This window comes from Isoptericola sp. b515 (assembly GCF_030588125.1).
GTDB lineage: Bacteria > Actinomycetota > Actinomycetes > Actinomycetales > Cellulomonadaceae > Isoptericola > Isoptericola sediminis.
Genome location: NZ_JAUQYR010000003.1, coordinates 36,356 through 53,529, shown reverse-complemented (window position 1 = coordinate 53,529; position 17,174 = coordinate 36,356). Strand labels below are relative to the sequence as shown.

Here is a 17,174-nt window from a genome sequence, read left to right as displayed (position 1 = left end):
CCGGGCGCGCTAGGATCACCTCTGATCCCCGAGACACCTGTGAGGTCCCGTCGTGCCCGAACCCGCCCGCCCGGCGACCCTGACCGGGTCGCGGCTGCGCCGCAGCGTCCTGCTGCTGTGGCGAGGTCTGCGTGCCGAACCACGGCTCTTCACGGGCGCCGTGGTCGCCTCGGCGCTGTTCGGCGCCGCGACGGTCGCCGTGAGCCGCGCCGTGGGCTGGGCGACCGACGCCGTCGTCGTGCCCGCGCTGTCGGGCGACGCCGCGGCGCGCGCGGACATCTGGCTCGCCGGGGGAGTGCTCGCCCTGGTCGCCCTGACGCTCGCGCTGTCCGTGGCCGGCCGGCGGATCTGGGCCGGCTGGGGCAACGTCGGCCTGCAGGCCCAGCACCGGCGCGGGGTGACCCGCCAGTACCTGCGCCTGCCGATGTCGTGGCACCGGGCGCACCCGGCGGGCCAGCTGCTGTCCAACGCCAGCGCCGACGTCGAGGCCGCCACCGGGGTGTTCAACCCGCTGCCCTTCGCCCTCGGCGTGGTCGTGATGATCGCCGTCGCGACGGTGATGCTCTTCGTCATCGATCCCTGGCTCGCCCTCGCGGCACTGGTGGTGATCCCGGCCGCCGTCGCCGCCAACCTGGTCTTCCAGCGGTACATGGCCCCGGCCGCGACCCGCGCCCAGCAGCTGCGGGCGGAGGTCGCGGACGTGGCGCACGAGTCCTTCGAGGCGGCGCTGCTGGTGAAGTCGCTCGGCACGGCCGACCGCGAGGAGCGGCGTTTCGCCCGGACGACCGACGACCTGCGCACCGCCAACGTCCGCGTCGGCGTCGTGCGTGCGGTCTTCGACCCGGTCATCGAGCTGCTGCCCAACCTCGGCACGCTGCTCGTCCTCGGCGTCGGGGCCTCCCGCGCCGCGGCCGGTGCCGTCGACGTCGGCGACGTGGTCACCGCGGCGTACCTGCTCACCATCATGGCCGTGCCCGTCCGGGCCTTCGGCTGGGTGCTCGGCGAGATCCCGCGCGCCCTGGTGGGCTACGACCGCATCACCCGCGTGCTCGACGCGCGGGGCGAGCTGACGCCCGGCACCGGGCGGCTCCCGGCCGGGGAGGCCGGCCTCGCGGTCCGCCTCGAGGGCGTCGGGGTCGACGTGCCGGCCGCCGGCCGCACCGCCCGGCTGCTCGACGACGTCACCCTCGACATCCCCGCCGGCACCACCGTCGCCGTGGTGGGCGCCACCGGTGCGGGCAAGACCACGCTGGTCTCGCTGCTCAGCCGGCTCAGCGACCCCGCGCGCGGGACCGTGCTGCTGGACGGCACCGACCTGCGCGGGGTCGCCGACGGCGAGATCCCGGCCCAGGTGTCCCTCGTCGCGCAGCAGACGTTCGTCTTCGAGGACACCGTGCGCGCCAACGTCACCCTCGCCGACGAGGTCACCCCCGAGATCGACGCCGCCGTGTGGGACGCCCTCACGCTGGCCCGGGTCGACGACGTCGTGCGGGCCCTGCCGGACGGCCTCGACGCCCGTCTGGGCGAGCGGGGAGCGAACCTGTCCGGGGGCCAGCGGCAGCGGCTCGCCATCGCCCGGGCGCTCGTGCGGCGTCCCCGGCTGCTCGTGCTCGACGACGCCACCAGCGCCGTCGACCCCCGCGTCGAGCAGCAGATCCTCGCCGGGCTGGCCGCGCGCTCCGACGACGGCCGGCGCGCCACGACCGTCGTCATGGTCGCCTACCGGATGTCCTCGGTGGCGATGGCCGACCTGGTGGTCCACCTCGACGGCGGGCGTGTCGTGGACGTCGGCACCCACGACGCGCTGCTGGCGCGTGACCCGGGCTACCGCGAGCTCGCCACCGCCTACGAGGTCGAGACCGCCCGCCGCGAGCGCGAGCTGGCGGACGAGCGGGCCGCCGGCGAGGACGTGCCCGAACCCTGGGAGACCGAGACGGAGGAGGTCCGATGAGCGACTCGCGCATCGCGTCGGCCAGCGAGCTGGGCGTGCTCGCGACGCTGCGCCGGGGGCTGGAGATCTCCCCGCAGATCGTCCAGGGGCTGTGGGTCACGCTCGCGCTGGCCGTCCTGGCGGCGGCCGGACGGGTCGTGGTGCCGCTGGCGGTCCAGCGCACCGTCGACGACGGCATCCTCGCCGACGGCGGCCCGGACGCCTCGCAGGTCCTGACGCTGACCCTGCTGGCCGCCGGGGCGATCGTCGTGGCCGGGCTGTGCACCGCCGTGGTGAACGTGCGGCTGTTCCGCCGGACGGAGGCCGGGCTTGCGACGCTGCGGGTACGGGCCTTCCGGCACGTGCACGACCTGTCCACGCTCTCGCAGGGCTCGGAGCGTCGGGGCGCCCTCGTCTCGCGGGTCACCACCGACGTCGACCAGATCTCCCACTTCGTGCAGTGGGGCGGCATCATGCTGCTCGTCTCCACGCTCCAGATCGCGGTCGCCACCGCCCTCATGGCGGTCTACTCCCCGGCGCTGACCGCCGTGGTCTGGCTGTGCTTCGTGCCGCTGTTCGTCATCCTGCGGTACGCCCAGCGGTCGGTGGGGCGGGCGTTCGGGCGCTCGCGCGAGAAGGTCGGCGCCATGCTCGCCGCCGTCTCCGAGTCCGTCGTCGGCGCCGAGACCGTCCGCGCCTACGGCGTCGAGGCCCGCACGGGTCGGCGCATCGACGCCGCCATCGACGAGGCGCGGCGGACCCAGGGCCGGGCTCTGCTGCTGGTGGCCAGCGTGTTCTCCTCGGGCACCTTCATGGCGACCCTGGTGCTCGCCGTCGTCGTGGTCGTCGGCTCCTACCTCGGCATCGGCGGGGGACTGACGGCCGGGCAGCTCGTCGCGTTCCTGTTCCTGGTCCAGCTCTTCACCGGGCCGGTGCAGATGGCCACGGAGATCCTCAACGAGCTCCAGAACGCCGTGGCCGGCTGGCGGCGGGTGCTGGCGGTCGTCGAGACGCCGCTGGACGTCGTCGACGCCGGGGCCGACGGGGTGGACAGCCCCCGCGGGGACGCCCACGTGGCGCTGCGCGGCGTGCGGTACGCCTACCCGGACGGGCCCGAGGTCCTGCACGGCGTGGACCTGGAGCTGCCCGCGCGGCGCAAGGTCGCCGTGGTCGGGCAGACCGGCTCGGGCAAGACGACCATCGCCAAGCTGGTCGCCCGCCTCATGGACCCCACGGACGGCCGGGTCGAGCTCGACGGCGTGGACCTGCGGCGCATCCCGCTGGCACGGCTGCGCGAGCGCGTGGTCCTCGTGCCGCAGGAGGGTTTCCTGTTCGACGGCACGGTGCTGAGCAACGTCGCCTACGGGTTGCCCGAGGCCGCCCCCGAGGACCCGGAGGTGCGTGCCCGCGTCGCCGCCGCGTTCGAGGCGCTGGGGCTGACGGACTGGGTCGCCGGTCTCCCCGCCGGGCTGGACACGGACGTGGGCCAGCGCGGCGAGGCCCTGTCCGCGGGGGAGCGGCAGCTCGTCGCCGTCGCCCGCGCCTACCTGGCGGCGCCCGACCTGCTCGTGCTCGACGAGGCGACGTCCGCGGTCGACCCGGCCACGGAGGTGCGCATCGCGCGGGCGCTGGACGCCCTGACGTCGGGCCGCTCGACGATCACGATCGCCCACCGGCTGTCCACGGCCGAGGCCAGCGACCTCGTCGTGGTCGTCGACGACGGGCACGTGGTCGAGGTCGGGCCGCACGAGGAGCTGGCGGCGGCCGGGGGCGTGTACGCCCGCATGCACGCCTCGTGGGTGGCCCAGACCCGCTGAGACGCGGCCCCGTCCGGCGCCCTCGACGTGAAAGGATGCTGGCGTGCACAACCAGGACTCCCTCGACCCCGCCGTGGCCGCCCGCCTCAAGCGCGACGAGCAGGGGCTCGTCGCCGCCGTCGTGCAGCAGCACGACACCCTCGAGGTGCTGATGCTCGGCTGGATGGACGACGAGGCCCTGCACCGCACGCTCACGACGGGCCGGGTGACGTTCTGGAGCCGCTCCCGCGGGGAGTACTGGCGCAAGGGCGACACCTCGGGCCACCGGCAGTACGTGCGGTCGGTCGCGCTCGACTGCGACGGCGACACCCTGCTCGTCCGTGTCGACCAGGTCGGTGCCGCCTGCCACACGGGCACGCGCACCTGCTTCGAGGCCGGCGGCGAGCTGCCCGCCGTCGTCGGCCACCGTCCCGACGAGACCGCCGAGGAGACCCGGTGACGACCTCTGCCTCCCCCTCCGCCCAGGCTCCCGCCGTCGCGCCGACGGCCGACGAGCTCACCTGGGGTGCCACGTGGCCGGGGCTGGGCGCCTTCCGCGAGCTGGCGCGGGACCGCCGCGTCATCCCGGTGGTGCGTCGCGTCCTGGCCGACGACGTGACGCCGGTCGGGCTGTACCGCACGCTGGCGCAGGACCGGCCCGGCACGTTCGTCCTGGAGTCCGCCGAGGCCGGCGGCGCGTGGGCCCGCTGGTCGTTCGTCGGGGTGCGCTCGCGGGCGACCCTGCTGTCGGACGGCGGCCGCGCCGTCTGGCACGGCGACGTCCCGGCCGGGATCCCGACCGAGGGTGATGTCCTGGAGGTGCTCGAGGCCGCGCTGCAGGCGTTGCGCACGGAGCCGATCGACGGGCTGCCGCCCCTGACCGGCGGGTTCGTCGGGGCGATGGGCTGGGACGTGGTCCGGCACTGGGAGCCGACGCTGCCCGCCGAGGCCCCGGACGAGCTCGACGTGCCGGAGGTCGCGCTGTCCCTGGCGACCGACCTGGTGGCCGTCGACCACCACTCCGGTGCGGTGTGGCTCATCGCCAACGCGATCAACGCCGACGGCACCGACGAGCGGGTGGACGAGGCGCACGCCGACGCGGTGTCGCGGCTGGACCGGCTCGCGGCGGGTCTCGCGGAGCCGACGACGCCGGTGCGCACCGTCGTGGACCCGGACGTCGCGGGCCCCGAGCTGGAGTTCCGGTCCACCCGGGACGAGTTCGAGGACGCCGTCCGGGCCGGCAAGGAGGCGATCCGCGAGGGCGAGGTCTTCCAGGTCGTGCTCTCGCAGCGGCTCGACCTCGACTGCCCGGCCGCGCCGCTCGACGTCTACCGGGCGCTGCGGACCATCAACCCCAGCCCGTACATGTACTACTTCCAGCTCCGTGACCACCGCGAGCGGGACTTCGCCGTCGTCGGTTCCAGCCCCGAGACGCTGGTGAAGGTCGACGCGGGCCACGTGACGACGTATCCGATCGCCGGGTCCCGGCCGCGCGGGGCGACGGTCGAGGAGGACGTCGCCCTGGCCGAGGAGCTCATCGCCGATCCCAAGGAGCGCGCCGAGCACCTGATGCTCGTGGACCTGTCCCGCAACGACCTGGTCAAGGTGTGCGAGCCCACGAGCGTCGAGGTCGTGGAGTTCATGGTCACGCGCCGGTTCAGCCACATCATGCACCTGTGCTCGACCGTCGTGGGGCGCCTCCGCCCCGGGGCGACCGCGCTGGAGACGTTCAGGGCGACCTTCCCGGCGGGGACGCTGTCCGGGGCGCCCAAGCCACGGGCGATCGCGCTGATCGACGAGCTCGAACCCGCCTCGCGCGGGATCTACGGCGGGACCTGCGGGTACCTGGACTTCGGCGGCAACATGGACATGGCCATCGCGATCCGGACGGCGTTCCTGCGGGAGGGCCGGGCGTCGGTCCAGGCCGGCGGGGGCATCGTCGCCGACTCGGTGCCCGCCCTGGAGTACGCCGAGTCGCGCAACAAGGCGGCCGCCGCGGTGCGCGCCGTGCAGCTCGCGGCACAGTTCGCGGACCTCTCCGCCGGGCGGGCGTCATGATCCGGTCGCGCGGCCGGGCGGTCGCGCTGCTGCTGCTGCTCGGCGCGGCGACGTTCGGGGTCTCGGCGCCGGTGTGGCTGCGCACCACGGTGGCGACGGCGCTGCAGCCGGAGGTGACCGTCGAGGTCGCCGGCACCTCGGCGGCACCGGTGGTGAGCGCCGCCGCGTTCGTCACCGTGGCGTGCGCCCTGGCGACGACCCTGGCCGGTCGCGTCGCGCGCCGGGTGGCGCTGGTCGTGGCGGTGCTGGCGGGACTGGCCGTCGTCGGCGGGACGGCGGCCGTCCTGCGCGACCCGGTCGGGCCCGCCGTGACGGCCGCCGCCGACGCGGCCGGGGTGACCGAGCTCACGGCGCCCGTGTCGCTGACGCCCTGGCCCTGGCTGGCGGTCGTCGCCGGTGCGGGCATCGCCGTCGTGGCCGTGCTCGGCCTGGTCGGCGCCGGTTCCTGGCCGGCCACCGGGGGTCGGCACGAACGTGCGGGCGGCCCCGTCGCGACCGCCGGTGGCGAGGAGCCCCGGACGGACGACGACGCCGCCGACGCGCAGGCGGACTGGGACGCGCTCTCCCGCGGCACCGACCCGTCCTCCGACCGGTAGTCTGATCCCTGAACTTCGTGACGAAAGGCTGTCCCCACCCATGACCGACCACCGCACCGCTGAGCCGACGTACCTGCCGGAAGCGGTCCCGCCCACCAATCACGGTCACACCCTGGCCGCGTGGACCGCGATGACCGGCGTCATCCTCGGTGCGCTGCTGGCCTCGCTCGGCTGCCTGCCGGGCGTGCCCTTCGCGCTCTTCTGGGTCGGGATGGGCGTCGTGGTCGTGTCCTGCCTGGTCGGTCTGGTCATGCGCAACATGGGCTACGGACAGCCCCGACAGGGCGCCCGGACGCAGGAAGAGCCGGCCTCGAGCTGACCCGTCCCCGACCGCCACGACGGCGCCCCGACCCCCTCCCGGGTCCGGGCGCCGTCGTCGTTCCCGGGGGCGTCGGCGTCCCGGCGCCGCGCGTCACGAGGAGATAACGATGTGGCCTCCGGGCCGCCGGGAGCAGCGTGAGGGTGCCGTCGGGGCGTCTCGCCCAGCGGTCGGTGGTCCTGACCACCGCGTGACCGGCCTACCATGGCAAGGAACACATCCGGGGGAGGGGAAAGCATGACAGTCCTGGAGGACATCGTCGCCGGGGTCCGGGCGGACCTCGCGGACCGTCAGGCACGGACCTCGCTCGCGGAGCTCAAGCAGCGCGCTGCACGGGTTCCCGGGGCCCTGGAGTGCTGCGCGATGCTTCGCTCCGAGGACCGCGTCGCCGTGATCGCCGAGGTCAAGCGGTCGAGCCCCTCCAAGGGCGACCTGGCCCCCATCAGCGACCCGGCGGCCCTGGCCGAGGAGTACGCCGCCGGCGGCGCCAGCGTGATCTCGGTGCTGACCGAGCAGCGCCGGTTCGGCGGCAGCCTCGCCGACCTGGACGCCGTGCGTGCGACCGTCGACGTGCCCGTGCTGCGCAAGGACTTCGTCGTCACCCCGTACCAGGTCTGGGAGGCCCGGGCCCACGGCGCCGACCTGGTGCTGCTGATCGTCGCGGCCCTGGAGCAGACCGTGCTCACGTCGCTGATCGAACGCGTCCACTCCCTGGGCATGACCGCTCTGGTCGAGGTGCACACCGCCGACGAGGTGCACCGTGCCCTCGACGCCGGTGCCCGCGTGATCGGCGTCAACGCCCGGGACCTCAAGACCCTCGAGGTGCGCCGGGACACGTTCGCCCAGCTCGCACCGCTGATCCCCGACGACGTCGTCCGCGTCGCCGAGTCCGGCGTCCGGGGCCCGCACGACGTCATGGAGTACGCGCGGTCCGGTGCGCACGCCGTGCTGGTGGGGGAGGCCCTGGTGACCGACGGCGAACCGCGCCGGTCCGTCGCCGACCTCGTCGCGGCCGGGCAGCACCCCTCGCTGTGGTCGGTACGCCCCGCCGTCCAGCCCTGAGGGCCGGCCGCCCACCCCGCACCCGACCCACCATCCGTCCCGTCCGTCATGAAGGAGCGCCTGTGCCCGAGCAGTCCGACCAGCCCGTGCGCGACGCGCTGACCGAGACCCTGGCCGACCAGGACGCCGGTCGGCTCGCCGACGTCCACGGCCCGTACTTCGGCGAGTTCGGCGGCCGCTACGTCCCCGAGGCCCTGATCGCCGCCCTCGACGAGCTGGAGGCCGAGTTCCGCAAGGCGCAGCAGGACCCCGGGTTCGCGGCGGACCTGAGCCGGCTGCACCGCGAGTACACCGGCCGTCCGTCGCCGCTGACCGAGGTGCCGCGCTTCGCCGAGCACGCCGGCGGTGACGCCGTGCGCGTGTTCCTCAAGCGGGAGGACCTGAACCACACCGGCTCGCACAAGATCAACAACGTGCTCGGCCAGGCGCTGCTGGTCAAGCGCATGGGCAAGTCCCGGGTGATCGCCGAGACGGGTGCCGGCCAGCACGGCGTCGCGACCGCGACGGCCGCGGCCCTCATGGGCCTGGAGTGCGTCGTCTACATGGGCGAGGAGGACACGCGGCGCCAGGCGCTCAACGTGGCGCGGATGGAGCTGCTGGGCGCGACCGTCGTCCCGGTCGCCCTCGGCACCCGGACCCTCAAGGACGCCATCAACGAGGCCCTGCGCGACTGGGTCACCAACGTCGACTCGACGCACTACCTGCTCGGGACCGTCACCGGGCCGCACCCGTTCCCCGAGATGGTGCGCGAGTTCCACCGCATCATCGGCACCGAGGCGCGCGAGCAGGTGCTCGAGCGCGTCGGGAGGCTGCCGGACGCCGTGGCGGCCTGCGTCGGCGGCGGCTCGAACGCCCTGGGGATCTTCAACGCCTTCCTGGACGACGACGGCGTCGCGCTCTACGGGTTCGAGGCCGGCGGCGAGGGCATCGAGTCCGGTCGGCACGCGGCCCGGTTCTCCGGTGGTGCGCCGGGGGTGCTGCACGGGGCGCGCTCGTACCTGCTGCAGGACGACGACGGCCAGACCCGCCCGAGCCATTCCGTCTCGGCGGGCCTGGACTATCCCAGCGTCGGCCCGGCGCACTCGTGGCTGCACGACATCGGCCGGGCGACCTACGAACCCGTGACCGACGACGAGGCGATGGAGGCGTTCCGCCTGCTGTGCCGGACCGAGGGCATCATCCCCGCGATCGAGTCCGCGCACGCCCTCGCCGGCGTGCTGAGGGTCGGCCGCCGGATGGCCGACGCCGGCCTGCGGGACCAGGTGATCCTGGTGAACCTCTCCGGACGGGGGGACAAGGACGTGGCCACGGCGGCGCGCTGGTTCGGCCTGCTGCACGAGGAGCCGGCGACCGAGGGGGACCAGTGACCGGAACCGTGACGACGTCGGCGACGGCGGCCCGCCTCGACGCGCTGCGCGCGCAGGGTCGGCCCGCCCTGGTGGGCTACCTGCCCGTCGGCTACCCCGACGTGGAGCGCTCGGTGGAGGCCGTGACGACCATGGTCGACGCCGGGGTGGACGTCGTGGAGATCGGGGTGCCCTACTCGGACCCGGTCATGGACGGCCCGGTGATCCAGGAGGCCGCCGAGGCGGCCCTGCGCGGCGGTGCCCGGGTGCGGGACGTGCTGCGTGTCGTGGAGGCCGTGGCGGAGCGTTCCGGCGGTCAGGTCCCGGCGCTGGTGATGTCGTACTACAACCCGGTGCTGCGCTACGGCGTGGCCGCGTTCGCCCGGGACCTCGCGGCCGCGGGCGGCGCCGGCATGATCACGCCGGACCTCATCCCCGACGAGGGGGACGCCTGGAACGCCGCCGCGGACGAGCACGGCCTGGACAAGGTCTACCTCGTCGCGCCGAGCTCGACCCCGGAACGCCTGCGGCTGACGGCGAAGGCCTCGCGCGGGTTCGTCTACGCCGCCTCGACGATGGGCGTCACGGGTGCGCGCGCCTCGGTGGGTCGCCGGGCCGAGCAGCTCGTGGCCGACACCCGTGCCGCCGGGGCGTCCCACGTGTGCGTGGGCCTGGGCGTCTCGACCGGCGACCAGGCCGCCGAGGTGGGGCGCTACGCCGACGGCGTGATCGTCGGCTCGGCCTTCGTCCGGACCCTGCTGGGCGAGGAGCCCTGGTCCGACCGTCTGACCGCGCTGGCCGAGGTCACGCGTGACCTGGCCGACGGCGTGGCCCGCGCCCGCACCGGCGGGGGTGACGTATGACCGTCGACCGTCTCGTGACCGCGATCCCGAGCCCGCCCGAGCACACGTGGTACCTGGGACCGTTGCCGTTGCGCGCCTACGCGCTGGCGATCCTGGCCGGCATCGTCGTGGCCGTCTGGATGACCATGCGCCGGTGGAAGGACCGGGGTGGCGACCCCGACGACGTGCTGGAGATCGCCTTCTGGGCCGTTCCCTTCGGCATCATCGGCGGCCGCATCTACCACGTCATCTCCTCGCCCGACGCGTACTGGGGGGAGAACGGCGACCCCGTCCGGGCGCTCTACATCTGGGAGGGCGGTCTGGGCATCTGGGGCGCCGTCGCGCTCGGGGCCGTCGGTGCGTGGATCGGCTGCCGCCGCCAGGGAGTGCGACTGAGCACGTTCGCCGACGCCCTGGCCCCCGGCCTGCTCGTCGCCCAGGCGATCGGGCGCCTCGGCAACTGGTTCAACCAGGAGCTCTTCGGCGCCCCGACCGAGCTGCCCTGGGGGCTCGAGATCGACGCGGAGTACCTCCCGGTCGACCCGGCCACCGGGGTGGAGTACGCCGCCGGAACCCTGTTCCACCCGACCTTCCTCTACGAGATGCTGTGGAACCTGGCGGCCGCCGCGCTTCTCATCTGGCTCGACCGCCGGTACAGACTCGGTCATGGGAGGGTATTCTGGGCCTACGTCGCGATCTACACCCTCGGTAGGGTGTGGATCGAGATGCTCCGCATCGACACCGCCGAGATGGTGCTCGGGCTGCGGCTGAACGTGTGGACGTCGATCATCGTCGGCCTGGGTGCCGTCGTCGCGTTCGTCGTCATCGGTCGGCTGCGTCCCGGTCGCGAGGACGGTGTCGCCCTGCCCGGTCGTGAGGACGGCGAACGGCAGGTCACCGATGCACCGACCGAGACCGACGACGCTCCCTCGGGGACGGACGAGTCCGCCCCGGACGAGGAGGTCACCGAGACGACAGGTACGACCGACCAGGACGCGTCGGCGGCCGGGACCGACCAGGACCCGGCCCCACGCACCTAGGGCGGCGCCGGCAGGGGAACCACCCCGGCCGGTCCCGCCCAGCAGTCCCTACGGGCCAACGACGTCCCGTCCCATCCATGCACGAGACGCGCCCGCGTGCGGGCGCACAGGAGGACGGTGTTGATGACCACGCCGCAGCACTGGGTCGCGCCCCCCGAGGCGCAGGGCCTCTACGACCCGGCGACCGAGCACGACGCCTGTGGTGTCGCGTTCGTCGCGACCCTGCGAGGAACCCCCGGCCGCGACATCGTCGACGCCGGTCTCACCGCCCTGCTCAACCTCGACCACCGCGGAGCGGTCGGTGCCGAGGAGAACAGCGGTGACGGCGCCGGCATCCTGACCCAGATCCCGGACGCGTTCCTGCGCGACGTCGTGGACGCCGAGCTGCCCCCGGCGGGCCGGTACGCGATCGGGATGGCCTTCCTGCCCCGCGACGCCGAGGCGGCGGACGCGATGGCCCACCGCTTCGAGGCGATCGCCGCCGAGGAGAAGCTCGACGTGCTCGCCTGGCGTGACGTCCCGGTCACGGCCGACCTCGTCGGGCCGACCGCCCGCGCCTCGATGCCGACGTTCCGTCAGGTGGTCGTCGCCGACCCGCAGCGCGAGCTGGCGGACCTCGAGCTCGACCGTCGCGCCTACCGGCTGCGCAAGCGTGCCGAGAACGAGCTCGAGCTCTTCCTCGCCTCGCTGTCGGCCCGCACCATCACCTACAAGGGCATGCTGACCACGGCGCAGCTCGAGCCCTTCTTCCCGGACCTGTCCGACCCGCGCTACGCCTCCGAGATCGCGCTGGTCCACTCCCGGTTCTCGACCAACACGTTCCCGTCGTGGCCGCTGGCGCAGCCCTTCCGCCTCGTGGCCCACAACGGCGAGATCAACACCGTGCGCGGCAACCGCAACTGGATGGCGGCCCGCGAGGGCCAGCTGGGCAGCGAGGCGCTGGGGGACCTGGACCCGCTGCTGCCGGTGTGCAGCCCGGGGTCCAGCGACTCGGCGAGCTTCGACGAGGTGCTGGAGCTGCTGCACCTGTCGGGCCGGTCGCTGCCGCACTCGGTGCTGATGATGATCCCCGAGGCGTGGGAGAACCACGACGAGATGGACCCCGCCCGGCGGGCGTTCTACCAGTACCACGCCAACCTCATCGAGCCGTGGGACGGTCCGGCCTGCCTGACCTTCACCGACGGCACGCTCATCGGCGCCGTGCTGGACCGCAACGGTCTGCGCCCGGGCCGCTTCTGGGTCACCGAGGACGGCCTCATCGTGCTCAGCTCCGAGGCGGGCGTGCTCGACCTCGACCCGGCCACCGTGGTCCGCAAGGGCCGGCTGGAGCCGGGCCGGATGTTCCTCGTGGACACCGCGCAGGGGCGGATCGTCGAGGACGACGAGATCAAGTCCCAGCTCGCCTCGCAGCGCCCCTACGGCGAGTGGATCGAGCAGAACTCGATCTCCCTGGACTCCCTGCCGGAGCGCGAGCACGTCGCGCACTCGCCGGCGTCCGTGCAGCGGCGCCAGCGCGCGTTCGGCTACACGTCCGAGGAGCTCAAGGTCATCCTGACCCCGATGGCCAACACGTCGGCGGAGCCGCTGGGCGCCATGGGCTCGGACACCCCGGTGGCGGTGCTGTCGAACCGGCCGCGCCTGCTGTTCGACTACTTCACGCAGATGTTCGCGCAGGTCACCAACCCGCCGTTGGACTCGATCCGCGAGCAGCTGGTGACCTCCATCGGCAGCGCCATCGGCCCGGAGCCGAACCTGCTCGACGACTCGCCGCTGCACGCCCGCAAGCTCGTGCTGCCGTTCCCCGTGCTCGACAACGACGAGCTGGCCAAGATCGTGCGCATCGAGCGCGACCCGCGGCTCGAGGGCGAGTTCCGGGCCGTCATCGTGCGGGGGCTCTACGACGTCTCGGGCGGTGGCCGCGCGCTGCAGGCCCGTCTTGAGGAGATCTTCGCCCAGGTCGACGCCGAGATCGAGGCGGGGGCGACGCACATCGTCCTGTCCGACCGCGACTCCGACGCCGAGCGGGCCCCGATCCCGTCGCTGCTGCTCACCTCCGCGGTGCACCACCACCTGCTGCGCCGGCACACCCGCACCCAGATCTCGCTGGTCGTCGAGGCCGGCGACGTGCGCGAGGTCCACCACGTGGCGCTGCTCATCGGCTACGGCGCCGCCGCGATCAACCCGTACCTGGCCATGGAGACCGTGGAGGACCTCGCCCGGCGCGGCTACCTGCAGGTGACGCCCGAGGCCGCCGTGCGCAACCTCATCACGGCGCTCGGCAAGGGTGTGCTCAAGGTGATGTCCAAGATGGGCATCTCGACGATCATGTCCTACCGCGGGGCGCAGGTCTTCGAGGCCGTGGGCCTGTCCCACGAGCTCGTCGAGGACTACTTCACCGGCACGACCAGCCGCCTGGCCGGCATCGGGCTCGACGTGATCGCGGCCGAGACCGCGGCGCGCCACGCCGAGGCCTACCCCGCCTCGGGGAACCACACGCCGCACCAGCGACTGACCACCGGCGGCGAGTACCAGTGGCGCCGCGACGGCGAGGAGCACCTCTTCGACCCGGAGACGGTGTTCCGGTTGCAGCACGCGACCCGGACGGGCCGGATGGACATCTTCCGCCAGTACACCCAACGGGTGGACGAGCAGTCCGAGCGGCTCATGACGCTGCGCGGTCTGCTGGAGTTCACCGGTGACCGCGAGCCCGTGCCGATCGACGAGGTCGAGCCGGTCAGCGAGATCGTCAAGCGGTTCAACACCGGTGCGATGTCCTACGGCGCCATCAGCCAGGAGATGCACGAGACCCTGGCGATCGCGATGAACCAGCTCGGCGGGCGGTCGAACTCGGGCGAGGGCGGCGAGGACACCGAGCGGCTGTACGACCCGGAGCGCCGCTCCCGCGTCAAGCAGATCGCCTCGGGCCGGTTCGGCGTCACCAGCGAGTACCTCACGCAGGCCGACGACATCCAGCTCAAGCTGGCCCAGGGCGCCAAGCCCGGCGAGGGTGGGCAGCTCCCGGGGCCCAAGGTGTACCCGTGGGTGGCCAAGACCCGGCACTCGACGCCCGGCGTCGGACTGATCTCGCCGCCGCCGCACCACGACATCTACTCCATCGAGGACCTGGCGCAGCTGATCCACGACGCCAAGAACGCCAACCCGAGCGCGCGGGTGCACGTCAAGCTCGTCTCCGAGTTCGGCGTCGGCACCGTGGCCACGGGCGTGTCCAAGGCGCACGCGGACGTCGTGCTGATCTCCGGGCACGACGGCGGCACGGGCGCGAGCCCGCTGACCTCGCTCAAGCACGCGGGGACGCCGTGGGAGATCGGCCTGGCCGAGACCCAGCAGACGCTCGTGCTGAACAACCTGCGCGACCGCATCACGGTGCAGGTGGACGGCCAGATGAAGACCGGCCGCGACGTCGTCGTGGCGGCGCTGCTGGGCGCCGAGGAGTTCGGCTTCGCGACGGCCCCGATGGTCGTGTCGGGCTGCATCATGATGCGCGTCTGCCACCTGGACACCTGCCCGGTCGGCGTCGCGACGCAGAACCCCGAGCTGCGCCGCCGGTTCACCGGCAAGGCGGAGTTCGTCGTGAACTTCTTCGAGTACATCGCCCAGGAGGTGCGTGAGCACCTGGCCGCCCTCGGGTTCCGGTCCGTCGAGGAGGCCGTCGGCCAGGTCCAGCGCCTGGACACGCGCCGCGTGATCGACCACTGGAAGGCGCAGGGCCTGGACCTGGGACCGGTGCTGGAGCGCGTCGAGCCCGTGGAGGGGTCCTCCCTGCACCGCACCCACGACCAGGACCACGGTCTGGACAAGGCGCTGGATCAGCAGCTGATCGCCCAGGCGCAGCCCGCGCTGGAGGACGGCCGGCCGGTGCGGATCGAGCTGCCGGTGCGGAACGTGAACCGCACGGTCGGCACGATGCTCGGTCACGAGGTGACCAAGCGCTACCACGGCGACGGACTGCCCGACGGCACGATCGACGTCACCCTCACCGGGTCCGCCGGGCAGTCGTTCGGCGCGTTCGTGCCGCGCGGTGTGACCCTGCGCCTGTACGGCGACGCGAACGACTACGTCGGCAAGGGCCTCTCCGGCGGTCTGCTGGTCGTCCGCCCGGACAAGGCCGCCGTGCTCGAGGGTGCGGCGAACGTCATCGCCGGCAACGTCATCGGCTACGGCGCCACCTCGGGCGAGATCTACCTGCGCGGTCGGGTGGGCGAGCGCTTCGGCGTGCGCAACTCGGGGGCGTCGCTCGTCGTCGAGGGCGTGGGCGACCACGGGTGCGAGTACATGACGGGCGGTGAGGTGCTCGTGCTGGGCCCCACCGGCCGCAACTTCGGTGCCGGCATGTCCGGTGGCATGGCGTACGTGCTCGACCTGCGCGACGGGGCGATGAACGCCGCCGCCGTCGCCTCCGGAGAGCTCGTCGTCGGCGCGCTCTCGGACGAGGACTGGGAGCGGGTCTCGGTGCTGCTGCAGCGGCACCTCGACGAGACCGGCTCGCCGGTCGCGGCCGAGCTCCTGGCCGACGAGGGCACGCGGGCCCGGTTCTCGCGCGTCCTCCCGCCCGGATGGGCCAACGTGCGCGTCGCGCTGGCCGAGGCCGAGTCGGCGGGGACGCCGCTCGGCGAGGGCGACGACTTCGACCCGACGCTGTGGGAGCGCATCATGGAGGTGGCTCGTGGCTGATCCCCGTGGATTCCTCAAGGTGCGGGAGCGAGAGCTCCCGCCGAGCAGGCCCGTCGAGGTCCGCCTGCGGGACTGGAAGGACACGCACGCGGTCCGTGAGGACGGCCAGCCGTTCCTCAAGGAGCAGGCCGGACGCTGCATGGACTGCGGCATCCCGTTCTGCCACCAGGGGTGCCCGCTGGGCAACCTCATCCCGGAGTGGAACGACCTCGTGCGCACCGACCAGTGGGCGGACGCGATCGAGCGGTTGCACGCGACGAACAACTTCCCGGAGTTCACCGGTCGTGTGTGCCCGGCGCCGTGCGAGACGAGCTGTGTGCTGGGCATCAACCAGCCGGCGGTGACCATCAAGAACATCGAGGTCTCGATCATCGACGAGGCCTTCGAGCGCGGGCTCGTGGTGCCGCAGGTGCCGCAGCGGCTGACGGGCAAGACCGTCGCCGTCGTCGGCTCGGGCCCGGCCGGTCTGGCCGCGGCCCAGCAGCTGACCCGGGCCGGGCACACCGTCGTGGTGTACGAGCGCGACGACGCCATCGGCGGACTGCTGCGCTACGGCATCCCGGACTTCAAGCTCGAGAAGTACCACATCGAGCGGCGCATGGAGCAGATGGAGGCCGAGGGAACCCGGTTCCGCGCCGGCGTCGAGATCGGCCGGGACCTCACCTGGGACGCGCTGCGCCGTCGGTTCGACTCCGTGGTCATCGCCACGGGGGCCACCGTCCCGCGCGACCTGGCGATCCCCGGCCGGGAGCTCGACGGGGTCGAGTACGCCATGGACTTCCTCACCCCGTCGAACAAGGCGGTGGCCGGCCACCCGGTGAAGGGTGCGCCGACGGCCGAGGGCAAGCACGTCGTGGTCATCGGCGGCGGTGACACCGGTTCCGACTGCGTCGGGACGTCGCTGCGCCAGGGCGCCGCGAGCGTGACGACCCTCGCGATCGGCAAGCAGCCGCCGACCGAGCGGCCCCCGCACCAGCCGTGGCCCACGGACCCGATCCTGTTCGAGGTCTCGAGCTCGCACGAGGAGGGCGGCGAGCGGCAGTTCCTGGCGTCCACCGTCGAGTTCCTCGGGGACGACCAGAAGGCGGTGCGGGCGCTCAAGGTCGCCGAGACGGAATACCTCGAGGACGGGCGACGGGTGCCGAAGCCGGGTACCGAGCACGAGATCCCGGCCGACCTGGTGCTCATCGCGATGGGCTTCACCGGTCCGGAGGTCGACGACCTGGTCGACCAGACGGGTGCGGAGACGACGTCGCGCGGTCTCGTGCAGCGCCGGGACGACTACGCGTCCTCGCTGCCGGGCGTGTTCGTGGCCGGCGACGCCGGCCGAGGGCAGTCGCTCATCGTGTGGGCGATCGCCGAGGGGCGGGCGGCGGCCGCGGCTGCCGACGCGTACCTGCAGGGAACCACGGAGCTGCCGGCCCCGGTGGGCCCCCGCACCGTCGCCCTGAGAGGATGACAACGGATCCGGGCGCCGCCGTGGCGCCCGGGCA

The 17,174-nt window shown here is 73.5% G+C and carries 12 protein-coding genes; all 12 read left to right on the top strand.

The window, feature by feature from the left end; translation table 11 throughout:
- Window positions 1-52 precede the first annotated feature (52 nt).
- The 12 genes from Q6350_RS09240 (at window position 53) to Q6350_RS09185 (ending at window position 17,140) form a co-directional block, all read left to right on the top strand.
- Window positions 53-1,951, top strand: coding sequence for an ABC transporter ATP-binding protein (locus tag Q6350_RS09240; protein WP_304604028.1), 1,899 nt, complete (start codon window positions 53-55; stop codon window positions 1,949-1,951).
- On the top strand, window positions 1,948-3,747 hold the full coding sequence (locus tag Q6350_RS09235) for an ABC transporter ATP-binding protein (protein WP_304604027.1): 1,800 nt from the start codon (window positions 1,948-1,950) through the stop codon (window positions 3,745-3,747). The genes Q6350_RS09240 and Q6350_RS09235 overlap by 4 nt, the downstream gene beginning before the upstream one ends.
- Before the next feature lie 43 nt (window positions 3,748-3,790).
- Entirely contained in the window at window positions 3,791-4,186 is a 396-nt protein-coding gene (gene hisI / locus Q6350_RS09230; RefSeq protein WP_171248292.1) for a phosphoribosyl-AMP cyclohydrolase, read from the top strand.
- A complete protein-coding gene (locus Q6350_RS09225) occupies window positions 4,183-5,784 on the top strand; it encodes an anthranilate synthase component I (protein WP_304607136.1) in 1,602 nt (533 codons plus the stop codon). Before hisI ends, Q6350_RS09225 begins: the two co-directional genes overlap by 4 nt.
- A complete protein-coding gene (locus Q6350_RS09220; protein WP_304604025.1) occupies window positions 5,781-6,380 on the top strand; it encodes a Trp biosynthesis-associated membrane protein in 600 nt (199 codons plus the stop codon). Before Q6350_RS09225 ends, Q6350_RS09220 begins: the two co-directional genes overlap by 4 nt.
- Before the next feature lie 40 nt (window positions 6,381-6,420).
- Window positions 6,421-6,699 carry an HGxxPAAW family protein gene (locus tag Q6350_RS09215; RefSeq protein ID WP_304604024.1) on the top strand — a complete coding sequence of 93 codons (279 nt, stop codon included), beginning with the start codon at window positions 6,421-6,423 and terminating at the stop codon, window positions 6,697-6,699.
- 237 nt (window positions 6,700-6,936) lie between these two features.
- Window positions 6,937-7,761, top strand: a complete 825-nt coding sequence (gene trpC, locus Q6350_RS09210) for an indole-3-glycerol phosphate synthase TrpC (RefSeq protein ID WP_171248296.1) — start codon at window positions 6,937-6,939, stop codon at window positions 7,759-7,761.
- Between the two features lie 98 nt (window positions 7,762-7,859).
- A complete protein-coding gene (trpB, locus tag Q6350_RS09205) occupies window positions 7,860-9,128 on the top strand; it encodes a tryptophan synthase subunit beta (protein ID WP_216077834.1) in 1,269 nt (422 codons plus the stop codon).
- A complete protein-coding gene (gene trpA / locus Q6350_RS09200; RefSeq protein ID WP_305065986.1) occupies window positions 9,125-9,970 on the top strand; it encodes a tryptophan synthase subunit alpha in 846 nt (281 codons plus the stop codon). Before trpB ends, trpA begins: the two co-directional genes overlap by 4 nt.
- A complete protein-coding gene (gene lgt, locus Q6350_RS09195; protein ID WP_304604022.1) occupies window positions 9,967-10,989 on the top strand; it encodes a prolipoprotein diacylglyceryl transferase in 1,023 nt (340 codons plus the stop codon). The genes trpA and lgt overlap by 4 nt, the downstream gene beginning before the upstream one ends.
- 123 nt (window positions 10,990-11,112) lie before the next feature.
- Window positions 11,113-15,681 (top strand): glutamate synthase large subunit, encoded by a 4,569-nt coding sequence (gene gltB, locus Q6350_RS09190; protein ID WP_304604021.1) that lies wholly within the window; start codon window positions 11,113-11,115, stop codon window positions 15,679-15,681.
- Window positions 15,674-17,140 (top strand): glutamate synthase subunit beta, encoded by a 1,467-nt coding sequence (locus Q6350_RS09185; protein WP_304604020.1) that lies wholly within the window; start codon window positions 15,674-15,676, stop codon window positions 17,138-17,140. Before gltB ends, Q6350_RS09185 begins: the two co-directional genes overlap by 8 nt.
- The last annotated feature ends 34 nt before the right edge of the window (window positions 17,141-17,174 follow it).